Origin of the sequence: Pseudomonas sp. NPDC087598 (assembly GCF_044743525.1) — a bacterium.
Classification (GTDB): domain Bacteria; phylum Pseudomonadota; class Gammaproteobacteria; order Pseudomonadales; family Pseudomonadaceae; genus Aquipseudomonas.
In genome coordinates this window covers 66,342-81,279 of sequence record NZ_JBIUWQ010000001.1, presented here as the reverse complement: position 1 = coordinate 81,279, position 14,938 = coordinate 66,342, and the positions used below count along the sequence as shown (strand labels likewise).

Annotated in this window: 19 protein-coding genes and 1 pseudogene; 16 read left to right on the top strand and 4 right to left on the bottom strand. The window is 50.7% G+C overall.

Annotated features, from left to right (window positions below; genetic code table 11):
- The first annotated feature begins 100 nt into the window (after nucleotides 1-100).
- From ACIOWE_RS00410 to ACIOWE_RS00365, 10 genes are all read left to right on the top strand, one after another.
- Nucleotides 101-1,189, top strand: coding sequence for a DUF3396 domain-containing protein (locus tag ACIOWE_RS00410; RefSeq protein ID WP_401385901.1), 1,089 nt, complete (start codon nucleotides 101-103; stop codon nucleotides 1,187-1,189).
- Between the two features lie 245 nt (nucleotides 1,190-1,434).
- Nucleotides 1,435-2,214, top strand: coding sequence for a PoNe immunity protein domain-containing protein (locus ACIOWE_RS00405; RefSeq protein WP_401385898.1), 780 nt, complete (start codon nucleotides 1,435-1,437; stop codon nucleotides 2,212-2,214).
- 8 nt (nucleotides 2,215-2,222) lie between these two features.
- Nucleotides 2,223-3,170 carry a PoNe immunity protein domain-containing protein gene (locus ACIOWE_RS00400; RefSeq protein ID WP_401385896.1) on the top strand — a complete coding sequence of 316 codons (948 nt, stop codon included), beginning with the start codon at nucleotides 2,223-2,225 and terminating at the stop codon, nucleotides 3,168-3,170.
- A gap of 8 nt (nucleotides 3,171-3,178) precedes the next feature.
- On the top strand, nucleotides 3,179-4,117 hold the full coding sequence (locus ACIOWE_RS00395; RefSeq protein ID WP_401385893.1) for a type VI immunity family protein: 939 nt from the start codon (nucleotides 3,179-3,181) through the stop codon (nucleotides 4,115-4,117).
- A 55-nt stretch (nucleotides 4,118-4,172) separates the two neighbouring features.
- Nucleotides 4,173-4,946 carry a PoNe immunity protein domain-containing protein gene (locus tag ACIOWE_RS00390; RefSeq protein WP_401385890.1) on the top strand — a complete coding sequence of 258 codons (774 nt, stop codon included), beginning with the start codon at nucleotides 4,173-4,175 and terminating at the stop codon, nucleotides 4,944-4,946.
- A gap of 70 nt (nucleotides 4,947-5,016) precedes the next feature.
- Nucleotides 5,017-5,787 (top strand): PoNe immunity protein domain-containing protein, encoded by a 771-nt coding sequence (locus ACIOWE_RS00385; protein ID WP_401385887.1) that lies wholly within the window; start codon nucleotides 5,017-5,019, stop codon nucleotides 5,785-5,787.
- Nucleotides 5,788-5,827: 40 nt separating this feature from the next.
- Nucleotides 5,828-6,487 (top strand): hypothetical protein, encoded by a 660-nt coding sequence (locus tag ACIOWE_RS00380; RefSeq protein WP_401385884.1) that lies wholly within the window; start codon nucleotides 5,828-5,830, stop codon nucleotides 6,485-6,487.
- Nucleotides 6,488-6,560: 73 nt separating this feature from the next.
- On the top strand, nucleotides 6,561-7,334 hold the full coding sequence (locus ACIOWE_RS00375) for a PoNe immunity protein domain-containing protein (RefSeq protein WP_401385881.1): 774 nt from the start codon (nucleotides 6,561-6,563) through the stop codon (nucleotides 7,332-7,334).
- Nucleotides 7,335-7,367: 33 nt separating this feature from the next.
- On the top strand, nucleotides 7,368-8,174 hold the full coding sequence (locus tag ACIOWE_RS00370) for a PoNe immunity protein domain-containing protein (RefSeq protein ID WP_401385878.1): 807 nt from the start codon (nucleotides 7,368-7,370) through the stop codon (nucleotides 8,172-8,174).
- Nucleotides 8,171-8,704: a hypothetical protein gene (locus tag ACIOWE_RS00365; protein WP_401385875.1), complete on the top strand. Its 534-nt coding sequence runs from the start codon at nucleotides 8,171-8,173 to the stop codon at nucleotides 8,702-8,704. The genes ACIOWE_RS00370 and ACIOWE_RS00365 overlap by 4 nt, the downstream gene beginning before the upstream one ends.
- 81 nt (nucleotides 8,705-8,785) lie before the next feature.
- On the opposite strand, the gene ACIOWE_RS00360 is transcribed toward ACIOWE_RS00365, so the two are convergent.
- Nucleotides 8,786-9,082: a hypothetical protein gene (locus tag ACIOWE_RS00360; RefSeq protein ID WP_401385872.1), complete on the bottom strand. Its 297-nt coding sequence runs from the start codon at nucleotides 9,080-9,082 to the stop codon at nucleotides 8,786-8,788.
- A 490-nt stretch (nucleotides 9,083-9,572) separates the two neighbouring features.
- On the opposite strand from ACIOWE_RS00360, the gene ACIOWE_RS00355 reads away from it, so the two are divergent.
- Together ACIOWE_RS00355 and ACIOWE_RS00350 are read left to right on the top strand one after the other, a co-directional pair.
- The gene (locus ACIOWE_RS00355; RefSeq protein WP_401385869.1) at nucleotides 9,573-9,842 is read left to right on the top strand and encodes a DUF2790 domain-containing protein; all 270 of its coding nucleotides are present in this window, start codon (nucleotides 9,573-9,575) and stop codon (nucleotides 9,840-9,842) included.
- Nucleotides 9,843-9,932: 90 nt separating this feature from the next.
- Nucleotides 9,933-10,331, top strand: coding sequence for a hypothetical protein (locus ACIOWE_RS00350; protein ID WP_401385866.1), 399 nt, complete (start codon nucleotides 9,933-9,935; stop codon nucleotides 10,329-10,331).
- On the opposite strand, the gene ACIOWE_RS00345 is transcribed toward ACIOWE_RS00350, so the two are convergent.
- A complete protein-coding gene (locus ACIOWE_RS00345; RefSeq protein ID WP_401385863.1) occupies nucleotides 10,328-10,597 on the bottom strand; it encodes a DUF1652 domain-containing protein in 270 nt (89 codons plus the stop codon). The genes ACIOWE_RS00350 and ACIOWE_RS00345 overlap by 4 nt on opposite strands.
- Nucleotides 10,598-10,968: 371 nt before the next feature.
- Between ACIOWE_RS00345 and eco the strand changes: the two genes are divergently transcribed.
- Nucleotides 10,969-11,454, top strand: coding sequence for a serine protease inhibitor ecotin (gene eco / locus ACIOWE_RS00340; RefSeq protein WP_401385860.1), 486 nt, complete (start codon nucleotides 10,969-10,971; stop codon nucleotides 11,452-11,454).
- 21 nt (nucleotides 11,455-11,475) lie between these two features.
- Nucleotides 11,476-11,781 carry an NIPSNAP family protein gene (locus ACIOWE_RS00335; RefSeq protein ID WP_201238059.1) on the top strand — a complete coding sequence of 102 codons (306 nt, stop codon included), beginning with the start codon at nucleotides 11,476-11,478 and terminating at the stop codon, nucleotides 11,779-11,781.
- 30 nt (nucleotides 11,782-11,811) lie between these two features.
- Here the strand turns inward: ACIOWE_RS00335 and ilvA are convergent.
- Nucleotides 11,812-12,845 (bottom strand): annotated as a pseudogene (gene ilvA, locus ACIOWE_RS00330) (threonine ammonia-lyase, biosynthetic); the annotation flags it as partial.
- 208 nt (nucleotides 12,846-13,053) lie between these two features.
- Here ilvA and ACIOWE_RS00325 point away from each other — a divergent pair.
- Nucleotides 13,054-13,389, top strand: coding sequence for a DUF2834 domain-containing protein (locus ACIOWE_RS00325; RefSeq protein ID WP_401385857.1), 336 nt, complete (start codon nucleotides 13,054-13,056; stop codon nucleotides 13,387-13,389).
- A 213-nt stretch (nucleotides 13,390-13,602) separates the two neighbouring features.
- On the top strand, nucleotides 13,603-14,076 hold the full coding sequence (locus ACIOWE_RS00320; protein ID WP_401385854.1) for a hypothetical protein: 474 nt from the start codon (nucleotides 13,603-13,605) through the stop codon (nucleotides 14,074-14,076).
- 45 nt (nucleotides 14,077-14,121) lie between these two features.
- Here the strand turns inward: ACIOWE_RS00320 and ACIOWE_RS00315 are convergent, their stop codons facing one another.
- Nucleotides 14,122-14,895 carry a class I SAM-dependent methyltransferase gene (locus ACIOWE_RS00315; protein ID WP_401385851.1) on the bottom strand — a complete coding sequence of 258 codons (774 nt, stop codon included), beginning with the start codon at nucleotides 14,893-14,895 and terminating at the stop codon, nucleotides 14,122-14,124.
- Nucleotides 14,896-14,938: the final 43 nt, after the last annotated feature.

The window sequence follows — 14,938 nt, the reverse complement described above, 5'->3', positions numbered from 1 at the left end:
TGCTAGGGTGGAGGTCTATGCAAGTACTTAACATTTGTACAGGGCCATTCTCAAGTTGGTAGTGCACTTTCCGATTTGATGCCATTAAATGAGACTCTCCATGGACCGACTCTTAAAAGCCCTCAATGAGCAAGCACATAACTTGACGATTGAGCAGTCAGACGCCCTGCCGAAGGTTAAGCTCGGGCTGATTGCCACTCTGTACTTTAAAAAAGGGTATAGCTTCGATAAAAAGATCAAGATTAATGAATGCTTCGCTAGATTCCATGAAGAATTTGAATCTCATTTAAAAAGCATGGTTTATCGGCGCCGAAAAAAGCTTACAAATGACAATTTCACAAAGGCACGTGAAAGTATTCTTCAAACTGATCCAGATGATCAGTTCAGCTGGCTCATAGGTAGCTCGAGCAGCCCTGATGAGGCCGACAGCTATAGCATGTCAATGCTCAATTCATTTGAAGTGCATGGTGATAAAAAACGGTCATTTATAAAAATTGTATTGCCGTGGACTTTCTTAAATGAAGAAAACGGCGTGGAGCGCTTCCAGGATTGGATCACTTATCTTTGCGACCAAATTGGCGCGGAGCATGGATATGCAGGTCTCTCAAGCATTCTGCCTTACGACTACCATAGCTATATGCCAACAGAATACGAATTAGCTCAGCGTTATCCTGGCCTGCAAGTTGATTCAATGCCTCATTCGTCTGCAAGGGAACTGCTTGGTTACATCAAGGGAGTAAATTGGTTCACGATTGTAGAAAACGACCTTATCGAACGATTGGGTGGGGAATCAACGATTAGAAAGTCTTTCAGCGGTCGCAGTGACATAAATATTCTCAGCTATAAAAAAGGACTGATCGTTCGAGCTGGAGAGTGGCCTGAGCTTGGTTCCTCTGAGGAGTATCTCCCGGCAGCGTATGTTGCGGTAAACAACATTTTCAAGCCTCTACGTATACCAGTTCCGGATCAATTACATAGCTACTCACCCTATGGAAATTGCTTTGAGAAAGAGAGCACTGATAAATGGTATGCGCGCTTTGACCGTAATGACGACATCACCACTCCTTCCCGTATAGAGTCGAACCAGTCATGCACAAAAGAAGGTTACTGGTTTACCCCGGCAAAGCCAAACTCTCGCAAATACTTCAAGCTGGGAGAGCTAATGCCTAAAATTGATAATTCGGATTAGGGCGATACGCTTTGGTATTGGTCAGGTGAAGACTAAGCCCGCCCCCTACCCTCCGCTTAGATCTGTTTCAGGATCTGAGCGAAGTACACAAAGAGAATTCTGCCTTGACCTTACAGACGAATCGATCCATAAGAGCCACAAAACCTTCCATCACAATCAAGCCAATTAGAATGCCTTGTAAATGAACGGACGAAAGTTCTGATAAAAAATATGAAACTTTAAATTCGCTTAAGTTTAGTCGCCAAATGAAAAATAGACAAAAATTCTTTAATGAAGCCCACTACAACAACTTCTTAAAAAAGCATGACGATGCTGTCGAGCTTTTAAACACGACTAAATTCAAGTCCGACAGCCCCGAAGGTGAAACGACACTTCGCTCAAGATTCGCTCAACGTTTAGCACTCCGAAAGCTTACAGCCATGTATACAGCAGGCGAAGAAATCTCTTCGCTGATTCCACCATTGGAATATCTGATTGAAAAATATGAAATCCGGCAGGCGGCACTAGCCGTATCGGAACAGTCCCCTGAAATTTCACCGCTAGCAATAGACGAATGGCCACACGAATATGAAGAGTGCGTACAAGTCATAGGTCTCTGCATCCTATTGCATCGTACAGACCTGCTAACTCGCTTTGTTAAGTTGATAGACAATGCAGGATATGCTGGCGACGACACGTTATACGAAGATTTACTCTGTAAAATATTGCCTGGCAGAACTGATGTAGACCAATGGTATCACGATGTTTATTCTCCACTAATACAAGCCATATATACAAAAACAAAAGAAGAGGCTACAAGCCTTCTACAAAAATTTTGCGATCAATGGTATTCAGCCTTTAAACAAGCCCCTTGGCATGATACTCATCTGCAGGGCGAAGAAGGAAACTACATTGGATACTGGGCATTCGAGGCTGGAGCTATTGCCTTTTTGTATGACATCGAAGACAGAAAAATTGATCATATGATTTATCCAAAAGACCTCGTCACATACGCCCGAAACCAGCAAACCACGAAAAAATCGTAGGTTGGTGCTTGATGATGCATAGAAGACAACAGTATTTGAGCGAAAACCGCTATCAAAATTTCTTCAAGAACAAAGAAAAAACAACAGCGTTTTTTGAGAAAAATACATTTCAAGCAGACTCAGAAGATCAAGAAAAATCTCTTCGAGCCCGGCACTTCCAAAAAATAACATTTAAAGAAATACTCATTCGCTATACAGCGGGAGACGAGATAAACAATCTCATCCCACTGATGGAAAGCCTCATAAACAGCTATGAACTACTACAGAAAAAATTAGCAGTTTATGAAGGGATCCCAAACATAACACCATTGACAATTGATGACTGGCTAGACCAATACGAGGAGTGCGTCCAGGTTTTTAGTCTATGCATACTTCTTCACCGATCTGACTTGCTAAAGCGCTTCGTTTCGCTTATCGACCCCGCGGGCTATGGCGGTGATGACACACTGTATGAAGACCTGCTTTGTAAACTATTACCTGACCGATACGATGTTGACCGTTGGTATCACGACGTTTATACACCTTTAGTCCTCGCTATTTACGAAGAGGATAAACACGAAGCCTCAAATCTGTTAAAAAAATATTGCGAAAGTTGGTATCCAGCGTTCGAACAAGCACCTTGGCATGACTCTCACAAACAAGGCGATGAAGGTAGCTACTGTGGTTATTGGGCGCTGGAAGCAGGAGCAGTAGCGTTTCTTTACGGTATTGATGATCGCAATATAGACCACATGGTGTATCCGAAAGAACTGGTTGAATACGCAAGAAATCATCAAGTATCCAACAAATCTCAGACTGCTCGAATAGACGCTCGTCAACCATGCAGTAAAACAGGATTCTGGTTTACTCCGGCTGAGGCAGATTCTCGCCGTTACTTTAACCAAGGCGAGATCATGCCGAAGAATGAAGGCTCCAATTGTGGCGACACTATCTGGTATCGGTCTGGCGAAGAGTAACCGAAATAATGAAAAACCTCGAAAATCGCGCCAAAGATTTCTCATATGAACTCCCTGACGGTACCCCCGTGGTCAAACTCGGCGTGATCGCCACTTTATACTTTAAAGAAGGCTACACAGCAGGAAAAAAACTGAAGATTATTGACTGTTTTAGAAAATTCAATGATGAATTTGGAGCACACCTTAACGGATTACTTCAGGACAGCTACAAAAAACTGACCTCGGAGTCACTGGAAAAAGCATTCACCAAAATTCGCTCATCATCTGGTAATGAACGGTGCGAATTGCACCTGACAAGTGCGTCGAACACTAAAGAAGCTGCGGATTTTGGAATATCCATGCTTGGATCTCGCGAAGTTCATGAAGACAGCGACCGCTCATATATAAAATTAGTTTTCCCTTGGGATTACATTACATCAGACGAGGGGCTGACTACGTACAGGGTATGGGTAAAATACCTGTGCAACCAAGTCGAAGTAGAGCATGGTTACGGTGGATTATCAACGACACTTCCGTTCGACTATGATAGCTACATGCCTATCGAGTTTGAACTTGCTCAAAAACACATCGGCATAGATGTTGATTCAATGCCTCACAGCTTGGCCTCCGAGCTTATCGACTATATAAAAGGTGTTAACTGGCAAACCATAATCGGGAATTCGTTTATTGCGAAACTTGGCGGGGAACCCGCTTTGCGCCAGAAACTAAGTAACCGTAGTGACATTGATTTTGTCAACTATGACAATGGACTGATTATTCAAGCAGGTGAGTATCCGCAACTCGGCGCCGAAGAAAGAGATGAGCTCGACGCCTACATTGCAGTAAATAAAATATTAAAATCCGTGCGCATTACAGAACCAGATCAATTTCATCATTACTCTCCTCATGGAAATTGCTTCGAGGAGGAAAGTACCAAGCAATGGTACGCCCGCTTTGATCGAGAATGAATTATCGACTACCCATTTCGCGTAGAGTCAATTTAATCAGATATAGATTAATAACATGAAACAGAGACAAAAATTTTACAGTGAAAATCACTTCAGCACTTTTATGAGTGCACATGACGAAGCTCACGATTTTTATCGCACAAGAAAGTTCAAATCAGACTCGCTCGAAGAAGAGGAAATGCTTCGCTCCAGGTTTTTCCAGAGACTGACCTTGAATAAGCTGTTAGCGACGTACACGGCAGGAAGAGAGATATCCGAACTATCTCCACTGCTCGAGGATGTGATCGAAAAATACGAAATATATCAGGACAAACTGACAAAGAACGAACAGATTCCTGAAATATCACCGTTGGCGATCAGCGACTACCCCTACCAATATGAAGAATGCGTTCAAGTTATAGGGTTTTGTATTTTATTACATCGCACAGACCTCCTAAAACGATTTGTAGTACTAATAGACAACGCTGGCTATAAAGGCACCGATACGCTCTATGAGGATTTGCTTTGCAAGGTTTTACCTGGCAGGCACGACATAGACCAGTGGTATCACGACGTTTATTCGCCCCTGGTACAGGCGATATATTCAGAAACGGCAAAAGAGGCTACCCAACACCTTAAAAATTATTGTAGCCATTGGTATACGGCGTTCAAACAAGCTCCTTGGCACGACACTCATCATCAGGGGGAAGACGGTAACTACGTAGGTTATTGGGCTATCGAAGCAGGAGCAATTGCTTTCCTATACGACATAGACGACAGCAAAATCGACCATATGGTTTATCCAAGGGACTTGGTCGAGTATGCACGAAAGAATAAATCGACCGCTTGACCTATCAAATAACTCACTGAGCGCTTAAAAATTCCAGACAGGCATGAAATTCTACAACCAAGGAAGAAACGTGAACAAAAGGCAAAAATACTATAGCGAAAGCCACTATAGAATCTTCTTGAAAGAGTACGACGAAGTTATTGAGTTTTGCAAAACCAATAAATTTGAATCAGATTCTCCTGAACAAGAAGCGTCGCTTCGAGCACGCCATCTTCAAGATCTTCTGCTTGATAAAATCTTCGCCTGCTATACGGCGGGAGAGGAAATAGAAACCCTCATTCCGTTGCTTGAAGAGTTGATAGAAAAATACGAAATACGGCAGCACACACTATCTATTTATGAACAAGAACCCCAAATATCCCCGCTAGCCATAGATGACTGGCCGGATCAGTACGAAGAGCGTGTCCAGGTAATAGGCTTGTGTATTCTCCTGGACCGCACCGATTTATTGACGCGATTCGTAGTTTTGATAGATCAGGCGGGGTACGTCGGGAGTAACACCCTATACGAGGACCTATTAAGAAAAGTGCTGCCAAACAGACATGATGTTGACCAGTGGTTTCACGACATCTACACCCCCCTGATACAAGCCATCTACATGGACTCTAAAGAACAGTCCTCAGAGCGACTGAGAGAGTATTGCAACCAATGGTATGACGCTTTCATTCAAGCCCCTTGGCATGACACACATTTGCAAGGCGAGGATGGCAGCTATGTGGGCTATTGGGCCATCGAAGCAGGAGCGATTGCTTTCCTCTACGGCATGGACGACAGCCAAATCGATCATATGGTCTATCCAAAAGATCTGGTTGAATACGCCCGACGCAAGGCAAACACGTAAACTCTGCCCTCCCCAGAAAACGGATTTCGGATTCAACACCATGGAATTGCAATACACCATCACCCCCGAACACACACAGTCCAGAATCGGCAAACTGGTTGAGCAGGAAATACTCAAGGATGATCAACTGAGGGCCAGGCTACTTGGCAAACTGGCTCGCATTGAGGATCGTCTGCTCGCGCCGCTATTTTTTCTACTGGGGCTGGTTGGCGGCATGCTAGCCATCTATTTCCCTGCACGCGAGTTTAGTCCGGAGAAGCTCATCGCCTTGGTGCTCTTCACCGTGGCATACGTGGTGTGCTGGCGGTTCTTCTCCGAACGCCTTCTAAATCGCTTGCGCAAGCGGATTGCCGCCAACCGTGCGAAACCTCGCAAGCCTTTTCAAAAGGTAAACCTGCGTCTGATCGAATCAACGGTACGTGCCCGACTCAAGGCTGCTGAAGGTGCTTATCGCCTGGAATTCGATGAAGATGGTTTTACCTTGTTCTTTACCAAGGGCAAAGGCGCCAAAGGCGGACTTGCGTGGGGTCAGATTGTGCGGCTCAAGGTCACACCCGACTTCTACTCCGTTGCGTGCGCAAAACTGGACAGCAAGGGCAAGGCCTATCACATCCCTAGGCGCAGCGATTTGATGGACGCGGATACGTATCAGCAAGGCTTGGAATTGTTTTTGAGCCGGGTGACTGTCTCCGCTACATAGTTCGGTAGAAGTTTAAGCATGAATGCTGCGAAGCATGATTAAAACCCTCCAGATGCCTGAGTAAAATCGAGCGATGAACAAACGACAAAAATTCTTGACCGAAGCCAGGTATGTTGACTTTCTTGTCTACAGCGAAGAAACCAAAGAATTTTGGGATCACAACACATTCGAATCCGACAGCCCCGAGCAAGAAGCGTCATTAAGAGCAACACATTTCAAGAATGTAGCATTAAAGAAGTTATTGATTTCATACACTGGTGGGGTGGAAATAAGTGCGCTAGAACCAATGCTGGAAGAGCTGATAAGGAACTTCGAGAGACGCCAGGAAATGCTTGCCCTATCTGAAAAAACAGAAAGCATTTCTCCTCTAGCGATTGATGACTGGTTAGATGAGTACGAAGAGTTTGTTCAAGTAGCTAGTTTGTGCATCCTGTTACACCGCACGGACCTTCTTGAGCGATTTGCCGCACTGTTAGATGCAGCGGGTTATTGCGGCCAAGATGCCTTATATGAAGACCTGCTATGCAAGGTCCTACCTGACAGAGAGGACATAGACGACTGGTATCATGACGTTTATACCCCTCTCCTTCAGGCAATTTACGCTGATGACAAGGAAGTAGCATCTGACCTGCTAACGGAATATTGCGAACAATGGTACCCAGCGTTCAAACAGGCTCCTTGGCACGATTCCCATTTACAGGGTGACGAAGGAAGCTATGTTGGATATTGGGCTATCGAAGCAGGGACGATTGCCTATCTGTATGGCATTGATGACAGCCAAATAGACCATATGGTTTACCCAAAGGATCTGGTTGAATACGCTAGATCGCATGCTCCAACCGCATAAACTTCAAACGCACTTTCGTCACGGACTTGACACTTGAATAGCAGACAACAATATTTCACTACAGCTCGATACGAAAGTTTCAAATCCTACTTCGAGGAAGAGTTTGAATTCTGGAAAGACAAGCTATTCACGGCTGACTCTCCAGAGCAGGAGAAGTCTCTGCGAGCCAGAAATTTTCAGAGCCTGCACCTCCAGCACATTTTGATGCTTTACACCGCCGGAGAGGACATACAAAGCCTGATTCTTCCTTTGGAAACCCTGATTGCCAGTTACGAAGAACTGCAAAAATATCTGGCCATTTACGAGCAAATTCCCAACATCACGCCGCTCATCATCGACGACTGGCCTGACGAATACGAAGAATGCCTGCAAGTCATCAGCCTGTGCATCCTGCTGCACCGCACTGACTTGTTAAAACGCTTTGTCTCTTTGATCGACAATGCGGGATACGCCGGCATAGACACGCTGTATGAGGATTTGCTGACCAAGGTTCTGCCTGGGCGATTGGATATCGATCAGTGGTATCACGACGTCTCCACGCCGCTCATTCAGGCGATTTACGCTGAAGACAAGAGCGAAGCGTCGCGATTTCTCAGTGAATACTGCAATAACTGGTATTGCACCTTTGAACAGGCGCCATGGCACGACACGCACCTTGACGGTGAAGAAGGTAGTTATGTGGGTTATTGGGCTCTGGAAGCGGGGGCAATTGCTTACCTGTACGGCATAGACGACAGCCAACTCGACCATATGGTCTATCCGAAAGACCTGGTCGAGTACGCGAGAAGCCATAAGCCGACGACTCGCAATAACGTCCACGAAATCGGCCCCATCAAATGAACAAGGCGTTACTCCTAGTACTCATCACGCTGATATGTCGCCCGGCGTGGGCAGGCTCGCAGAAAACGCTGTTGACCTGCCCTCTTTCGGACGGAACCAAAATAGCGTTGCTCGCCACCGCCAGTACAGACGGCCAGCGTCTGTTTGTAAAATTCAACGGCAAAATCGAAACAGCCTTTACGGACATGCCTGACCAGGATTTTGCCGGTGACGTGATGTTGGCAAAGTGCACAGGCGCCACTTTGATTTTTGCGTTGAACTACGGATCGCCTTATACAAAAGGGGTCGTCCTGCGCAAAAACCCATCCAGCGGAGTGCTGGAGCGCATCGATTTTTCGGAGAAAGCCTTACCGCGTTTTTTGTACTTGAGCGTTCAACGGATGCGTCTTGTCATCCCCAACGAAGGCTATGAAGTGCCTGAGAAATACCTCGTTTATGACTATTTCGCCAGGAAAGGCCAGCCAGACGAGCTCAAAGGGGTTGATGTTCTGCCCAATCGAAAAGGATTTATGGTCATCGATCTGAAATAGCCTTCATGGGTAAGGAATATGGTCTTTCACAAACAGCTCAGCCTGCCCTCTTTCGACGGCAGGCTTTTTTGAGCGAAAAATTCAGGCCGGCGCCTTCCAGTTCAACATCAGCCGCTGCGCGACCTGCAGCAAATCGTTGCCATCCTGCGTCAGCAGGTACAGCGCGTGGGTGATGTGCGGAATGTCCTGCACGTCGGCGTGTTTGAAGCAGAGGCAATGCAGGGTTTCGAGCAGATCGGCCGAGGCGCGGACGCGCTGGACGGCGGCTTCAAGGATGTCTTTGGGATTGGCTTCGGAGTCGATGACCAGAGGCGCGCTTTCGGTGACACCGCTGTTGAGGGGGATGTAGCGATTGGGAGACGGAATCATAACTGGCATAGGTGATTACTCGATTGTTTCGAAAGTAACCGCTAGCACCGTGACCAAACAGTGGGAGGCGGCCGTGTACAGGCTTGGTCAACCGAGAACAATCAAACTCAGCTCGCCCGAAGGCGTCCTGCACACAGCCACCACAGCAATGCACTACACGGACATAGATGTCTGCGGCGCAAATGATGGCACATATGCAATTGATTATTCTCAAGTGACCAAACCTGAATCGCTGATTTTGCAGCGACGCCAAACCATAACCGCCCCACTCCAGCCGCCGAAAGCAGACAAGGCATCTGCTCTTGTAGGAATACGCCACCCGTTCCGCAGAAATCGCCCTGCCCTCTGACAGCCGGCGTTCAGGTGGGTTAACCATCGCTTAACGCTGCGGTCAAAGACTCTGAATGACCGCACACCCTCAGCCCTTGGCTGACGCCCAGTGCGGCAAGTTCGGCCGGATTCACGCCGAACTCTCTTTGCGTCGCACGGGAGTCCTTTCATGAACATTCGCCCATTCCTGCTCACCACCGCCCTCGCCTGCACCGCATTCGTCGGGCTGGCTCAGGCCAATGACACTTCCACCACCTCCAAAGCCGTGCCTTATCAGTACGGCATGCCGCTGAATGTGGCGAAGGTGGTTTCGATGACCGAGCCGTCCACGATGCAGTGCAAGGTCATTACCGCCGACATGAAGTACATCGATAACGCCGGTAAGCCCGAGGAAATCAGCTACAGGAAATTATCTGACGCGTGCAACTTCCAGAACTGACAGAAACGTCTGATTTGCGGCTTTGCGGTAGGCGTGAGGGGTTTTGCGGAGTTATGCTCGGGGCCCTCCTCACTGCCGCAAGGATTCGCCATGCAGTTGTCGTTTCGCACGTTGTCGACGTTCACCGCTTCGTTATGTTTTCTCTTGGCGCTGGTCTGGGGCTTCGTGCCGGACATGTTGTTGGCAATCTGGAGTATCGAATATTCCGAGGGGGCAGGATTTGTCGCGCGACGCAGCGCGGTGCTGTTCGCGGCGCTGGGAGTGATGTTTTATCGGGTGCGCAGAGCGCCGGTGTCGATTGCGCGCAATGCGTTGAGCAACGGCTTTATCGTCGGCTGTTTTGGATTGGCGGTGCTGGGTTTTGCGGAATGGCTTAACGGCCACGCCGGCCCCGGCATTTTGCTCGCGGTGCTGGTCGAGTTCGCGCTGGGCCTTGGTTTTGTGCAGGCCCGGCGCGTGACGGTCGAACTGGGTGAAACGGTCAGTTAAATGGCTCTGGAGCGTGGGCTGTAGTGATATGGCGTTGCTTGTTGCGCCAGATCCGAACGTAGCCCGGCGATCAGCATATTGATTTCGCGACAGCTATTCAGGTGGCTGGCATCGATGCCGCTGACGTGCAGATCGACCTGGTCGGTCTGGTGATCGCCGAAGACCTTGACGGTCATCGACAAGTCCGGCGACAGCGTGCATTGGCAACGTTTAGGCAGAAAGCTGCTTTCAATGATATTGCGTAGTTCCAAGGCAGACAGAAACATGGTGAACCTCTCCTTATTGATGAAACTGCCAATCAACTCTTCACGTTGACCGCTTTTGCTGCCCCTGCACGGGTGTGTCCCCGTTATTTCCCTGGGTGCGGCAAACGGTTGTACGGCGAAATGCCTATTGGAGTGTAGGCGCCCGAACCCGGTGCGCTGCACCAAATAGACGCATAAACCATGCCTTTCATCGGATCATTTCGACCCTTTTGAAATCAAGTACTTGGCGGCCAAGCCAGCAAATGGCCAGTTGCAAAATGCAAGAATCGCCCACCTGAGCACTGCAATTTGCAAGTCGACGCCGGTTTGCATTCAACGCCTGTGAGGGTAAGAATGCCCGTCAATCACACTACACCCGCAAGGAGGCTTCCATGGGTTCTTTCCGTGCTTACGCGACCACCGGCCTGATCATCGCCAGTCTGTCCACCTTCGCCCACGCGGCCAAACTCGAAGACGTCGCGCCTTACCCGAAAGCTGAAGCCGGTTTCACCCGCCAGGTCATTCATCTGCCCAAGCAGGATCAGGAAGAGAACTTCCAGGTCGAGATCCTCGCGGGCAAAACTCTCGAAGTGGATTGCAATCGCCAGCGTCTGGGCGGGGTGCTGGACGAGAAAAACCTTGAAGGTTGGGGCTATCCGTTCTACCGACTGGAGAAAGTCATCGGCCCGATGAGCACAATGATGGCCTGCCCGCCCGGCTCGCAAAAGAAACGCGCATTCGTGCCGGTCGTCGGTGACGGTTTCATGCTGCGTTACAACAGCAAATTGCCGGTGGTGGTGTACGCCCCGTCGGACGTTGAAGTGCGCTATCGCATCTGGTCCGCGTCGGACAAAGTCGGCACTGCCATTCAGGAATGACCTGAGCAAGGAGCGTCAAACTTGATTACCTGCCACGTCAAATACGTGATCGATCCTTATCAATTGACCGAGTTCGAGGCCTACGCCAAGGCCTGGCTCGGCATTGTCGAACGCTTGGGCGGCACTCATCACGGCTACTTTCTGCCGTCCGAGGGTGCGAGCAATATCGCCTATTGCCTGTTCAGTTTTCCGTCGCTGGCGGACTACGAAAGCTACCGACACATCGCACTGACCGACCCGGAAAGCACCGCGCTGGTGGAATCTCTGGTTGAGAAGAAGTTCATCGTCAGCTACGAGCGCAGTTTCCTGCGCCCGATGCTGCCCTGATCGCCATTACGCAGGGGCGCCGCACACAGCGGCGCGCTCGGCGACATGGCGCAAACTGTCGAAGTTGATGTTGGCGCCCGAGTCAATCGCGACGAAGGTCTGACCGCGCACAGCGGTTCGTGCCACGTACTGTTTGATCCCGGCCACGGCCAATGCGCCGGAAGGTTCGGTGATCGAGCGGGTATCGTCGTAGATGTTCTTGATCGCGGCGCAGAGGTCGTCGTTGCTGACGGTGATCACTTCGTCCACGCAGAACCGACACACTTCAAATCCGTACTCACCGATCTGCGCCACGGCCACGCCGTCGGCAAAAGTGCCGACCGTGGGCAGCACCACCCGTTCGCCCGCTTGCAGGGCGGCTTTCAGGCAGGCGGAATGTTCGGATTCGACGCCGACAATGCGCACCTGCGGGCGCAGGTATTTAACGTAAGCGGCGATTCCGGCGATCAAGCCGCCACCGCCCACCGGGACGAAGATCGCATCCAGCGCGCCTTGGTGCTGACGCAGGATTTCCATTGCGACCGTGCCTTGTCCGGCGATCACGTCCGGGTCATCGAAGGGTGAAACGAAGGTGCGTCCGGTCTGTTCAGCGAGTTGCAGCGCATGGGCCAGGGCAAACGGAAAACTCTCACCGTGCAGCAGTGCTTCGGCGCCACGACTGCGCACACCGACGACTTTGAGTTCGGGCGTCGTCAAGGGCATGACGATGGTTGCCGCGATGCCTAGTTCCCGCGCCGCCAGCGCCACACCTTGCGCATGATTACCGGCGGATGCGGTGATCACCCCGCGTGCTTGCTGCTCTTCGCTCAACTGCACCAGTTTGTTGTAGGCGCCACGGATCTTGAAGGAGAACGTCGGTTGCAGGTCTTCGCGCTTGAGCAGGATGCGATTGCCCAGTGCTTCGGACAATGCCGGTGCAACCTGCAACGGCGTCCGCACGGCAATGTCGTACACCGGCGCGGCGAGGATCTTCTTCACGTAGTGCTCAAGCAGGGTTTGCTGGTCGAGGTTGTAGGGCATGGTCGTCTCCTGACATTTTGATCAGAACCCGGGAGACAGAAAATGAAAACCCGCCTCTAGGGCGGGCTGGGTGCTGCAGTCGTGAGCTAGCCCGCCAAATGAGGAATGGCGGTAATAATGCTTGGCTGGCAGCGCAATACGGTGGAAGTCATGGGCTGGAAATTAGCCCGAGCGCTGCTGGCAAGTCAATGGCCAATTTTGCCGAGTCACGCTAGGCTAGCGATTCTGCTCGTCACTTCAAGGAATGAACGCATGATGTCGATCGCCCTGCCCCTCACCGCACTCCTGGCTTTTAGCGGTTACACCGTTTCGGTCATGCTCCAGGCTGAACAGTCGTTGATCGACTTCGGCATCAGCCTGATGTCGCGGCCGGATACCGCGCAAGTGGTAATTGATCTGTACCTGCTGGCGACGCTGGCCGGGGTGTGGATGGTCAAGGATGCCCGGTCGCGTGGGCAGACGTTTTGGTCGGTGCTGCCTTATCTGCTGCTGACGGCGGTTTTTGTGTCGATCGGGCCGTTGTTGTATCTGGTGGTGCGTGGGGTTCGGGAGCGCAGGAAAGTGGTTGATGCAACTCAATTGAGCTGAGCTGGATCATGGGTTGATGCTGAATCAGTCTTCGCGAGCAGGCTCGCTCCCACAGGGAATAGAGTTGCGCCGGCAAGATGTCGTTGGGTTAATGAAGTTGTCAAGCTGTTGCTACCTGTCAACTCTGACAGTTATGTCGCCAGTCCTGATGCAGTAGTTTGAACATTCACCGGGAGTGCACTCCCGCTTGTTCATGCATCAGGAGCGTTGGCAATGACTGATTCAAAATCAACAACTGACGATACGTTTACTGCTGAGGTGAATGGGAGTGGTCACCCGCTGTTCAGTGCGAGAGAGACGAGTCTGACCCGCAGCTGGCGACCAGGGCCAGGCGATTATTGGCACGGCCACGGCGGACAGCCGATCTCGCAACCTAATCATAATGCATACCTGAATGTGTTCGTCCCAGAGAACCCCACGGTAGGCACCCACCAGATAACCGAAGATGGCAATGATTATCGAGCAAGCTATGCCCTCGGTAACCCGGGTGATATTGACGAGTACCATGCAGTCTCAGGTGAAATAACCCTGAGCGTTGTGCCGACGGCCGGCGATGAACGACTGGAAGGTGAGGTCAAATTCATTGCCGTAAATGTCGATGGACAACGACAGGTCACAGTCACGAATGGCAAGTTCAAATTGAGTGCTGAGAACGCTTCCACGAGTGCAACCTCGAATCCCAAGTAACACATGTCACTGGGGCAGCTGTGTACCCGTCGCGGCCCGTTTGCCTCAGCCACGTTTCACCGCAACAAATGCGGCGGTTTCGTAGGGCACCGTTATCACGTCTCTACCGCGCAGTGCCGGGTCCGAGGCGATCAGAGCGCGAATCTGCTCATCGACCTTCGCCCGCTGTGCTTCCGGCAGCGCGGCGATGAAGCTGGTGGAGCGCACGCGGTTGAAAATCACGTCCTCCGGCGAGCCGGTGTGCCCATGGTGAAACTGCTGTAATTGCAGCGGTCCGAAGGCTGGATGCGGAAACGCCGTGCGCCACGCGCCGGTGTAATAGCGCGGCGTGTCACCCTCCAGCGCGTTGACGATGGCATCCAGTTTCGGCACCCAACTGATTTCGGTGTCGCGCAGGTTCCAGATCAGCCCCAGCTTGCCACCGGGCTTGAGTACCCGGGCGATTTCGGTCAGCGCCTCGGTGCTGGCGAACCAGTGAAAGGCTTGCGCGCAGATCACCACATCGACTGAAGCGTCCGGCAACGGCAGATCGGTCGCCGTGCCGCTCACGGCCAGTACATCGGGCCAGGCGTCAGACAGTTTTTCCAGCATCTGCGGCACCGGTTCAACCGCGATCACTTGCGCGCCGGTCGCCACCAGCCGCCCGGTGAACTTGCCGGTGCCGGCGCCCAGATCGATCACGGTTTTATGCCCATCCAGGCCCAGCGTCGCGGCCAACCACTCGCTGACCTGCGGCGGATAGTCCGGCCGTCCTTTGACGTAGGTGTCGGCAGCGGTTTTGTAGCCGGCGGCGGCTGAATGATGGACGTGATCGGTCATGGCAACTCTCCTTACGACAAAACATCGGATCGACGGCAGACGC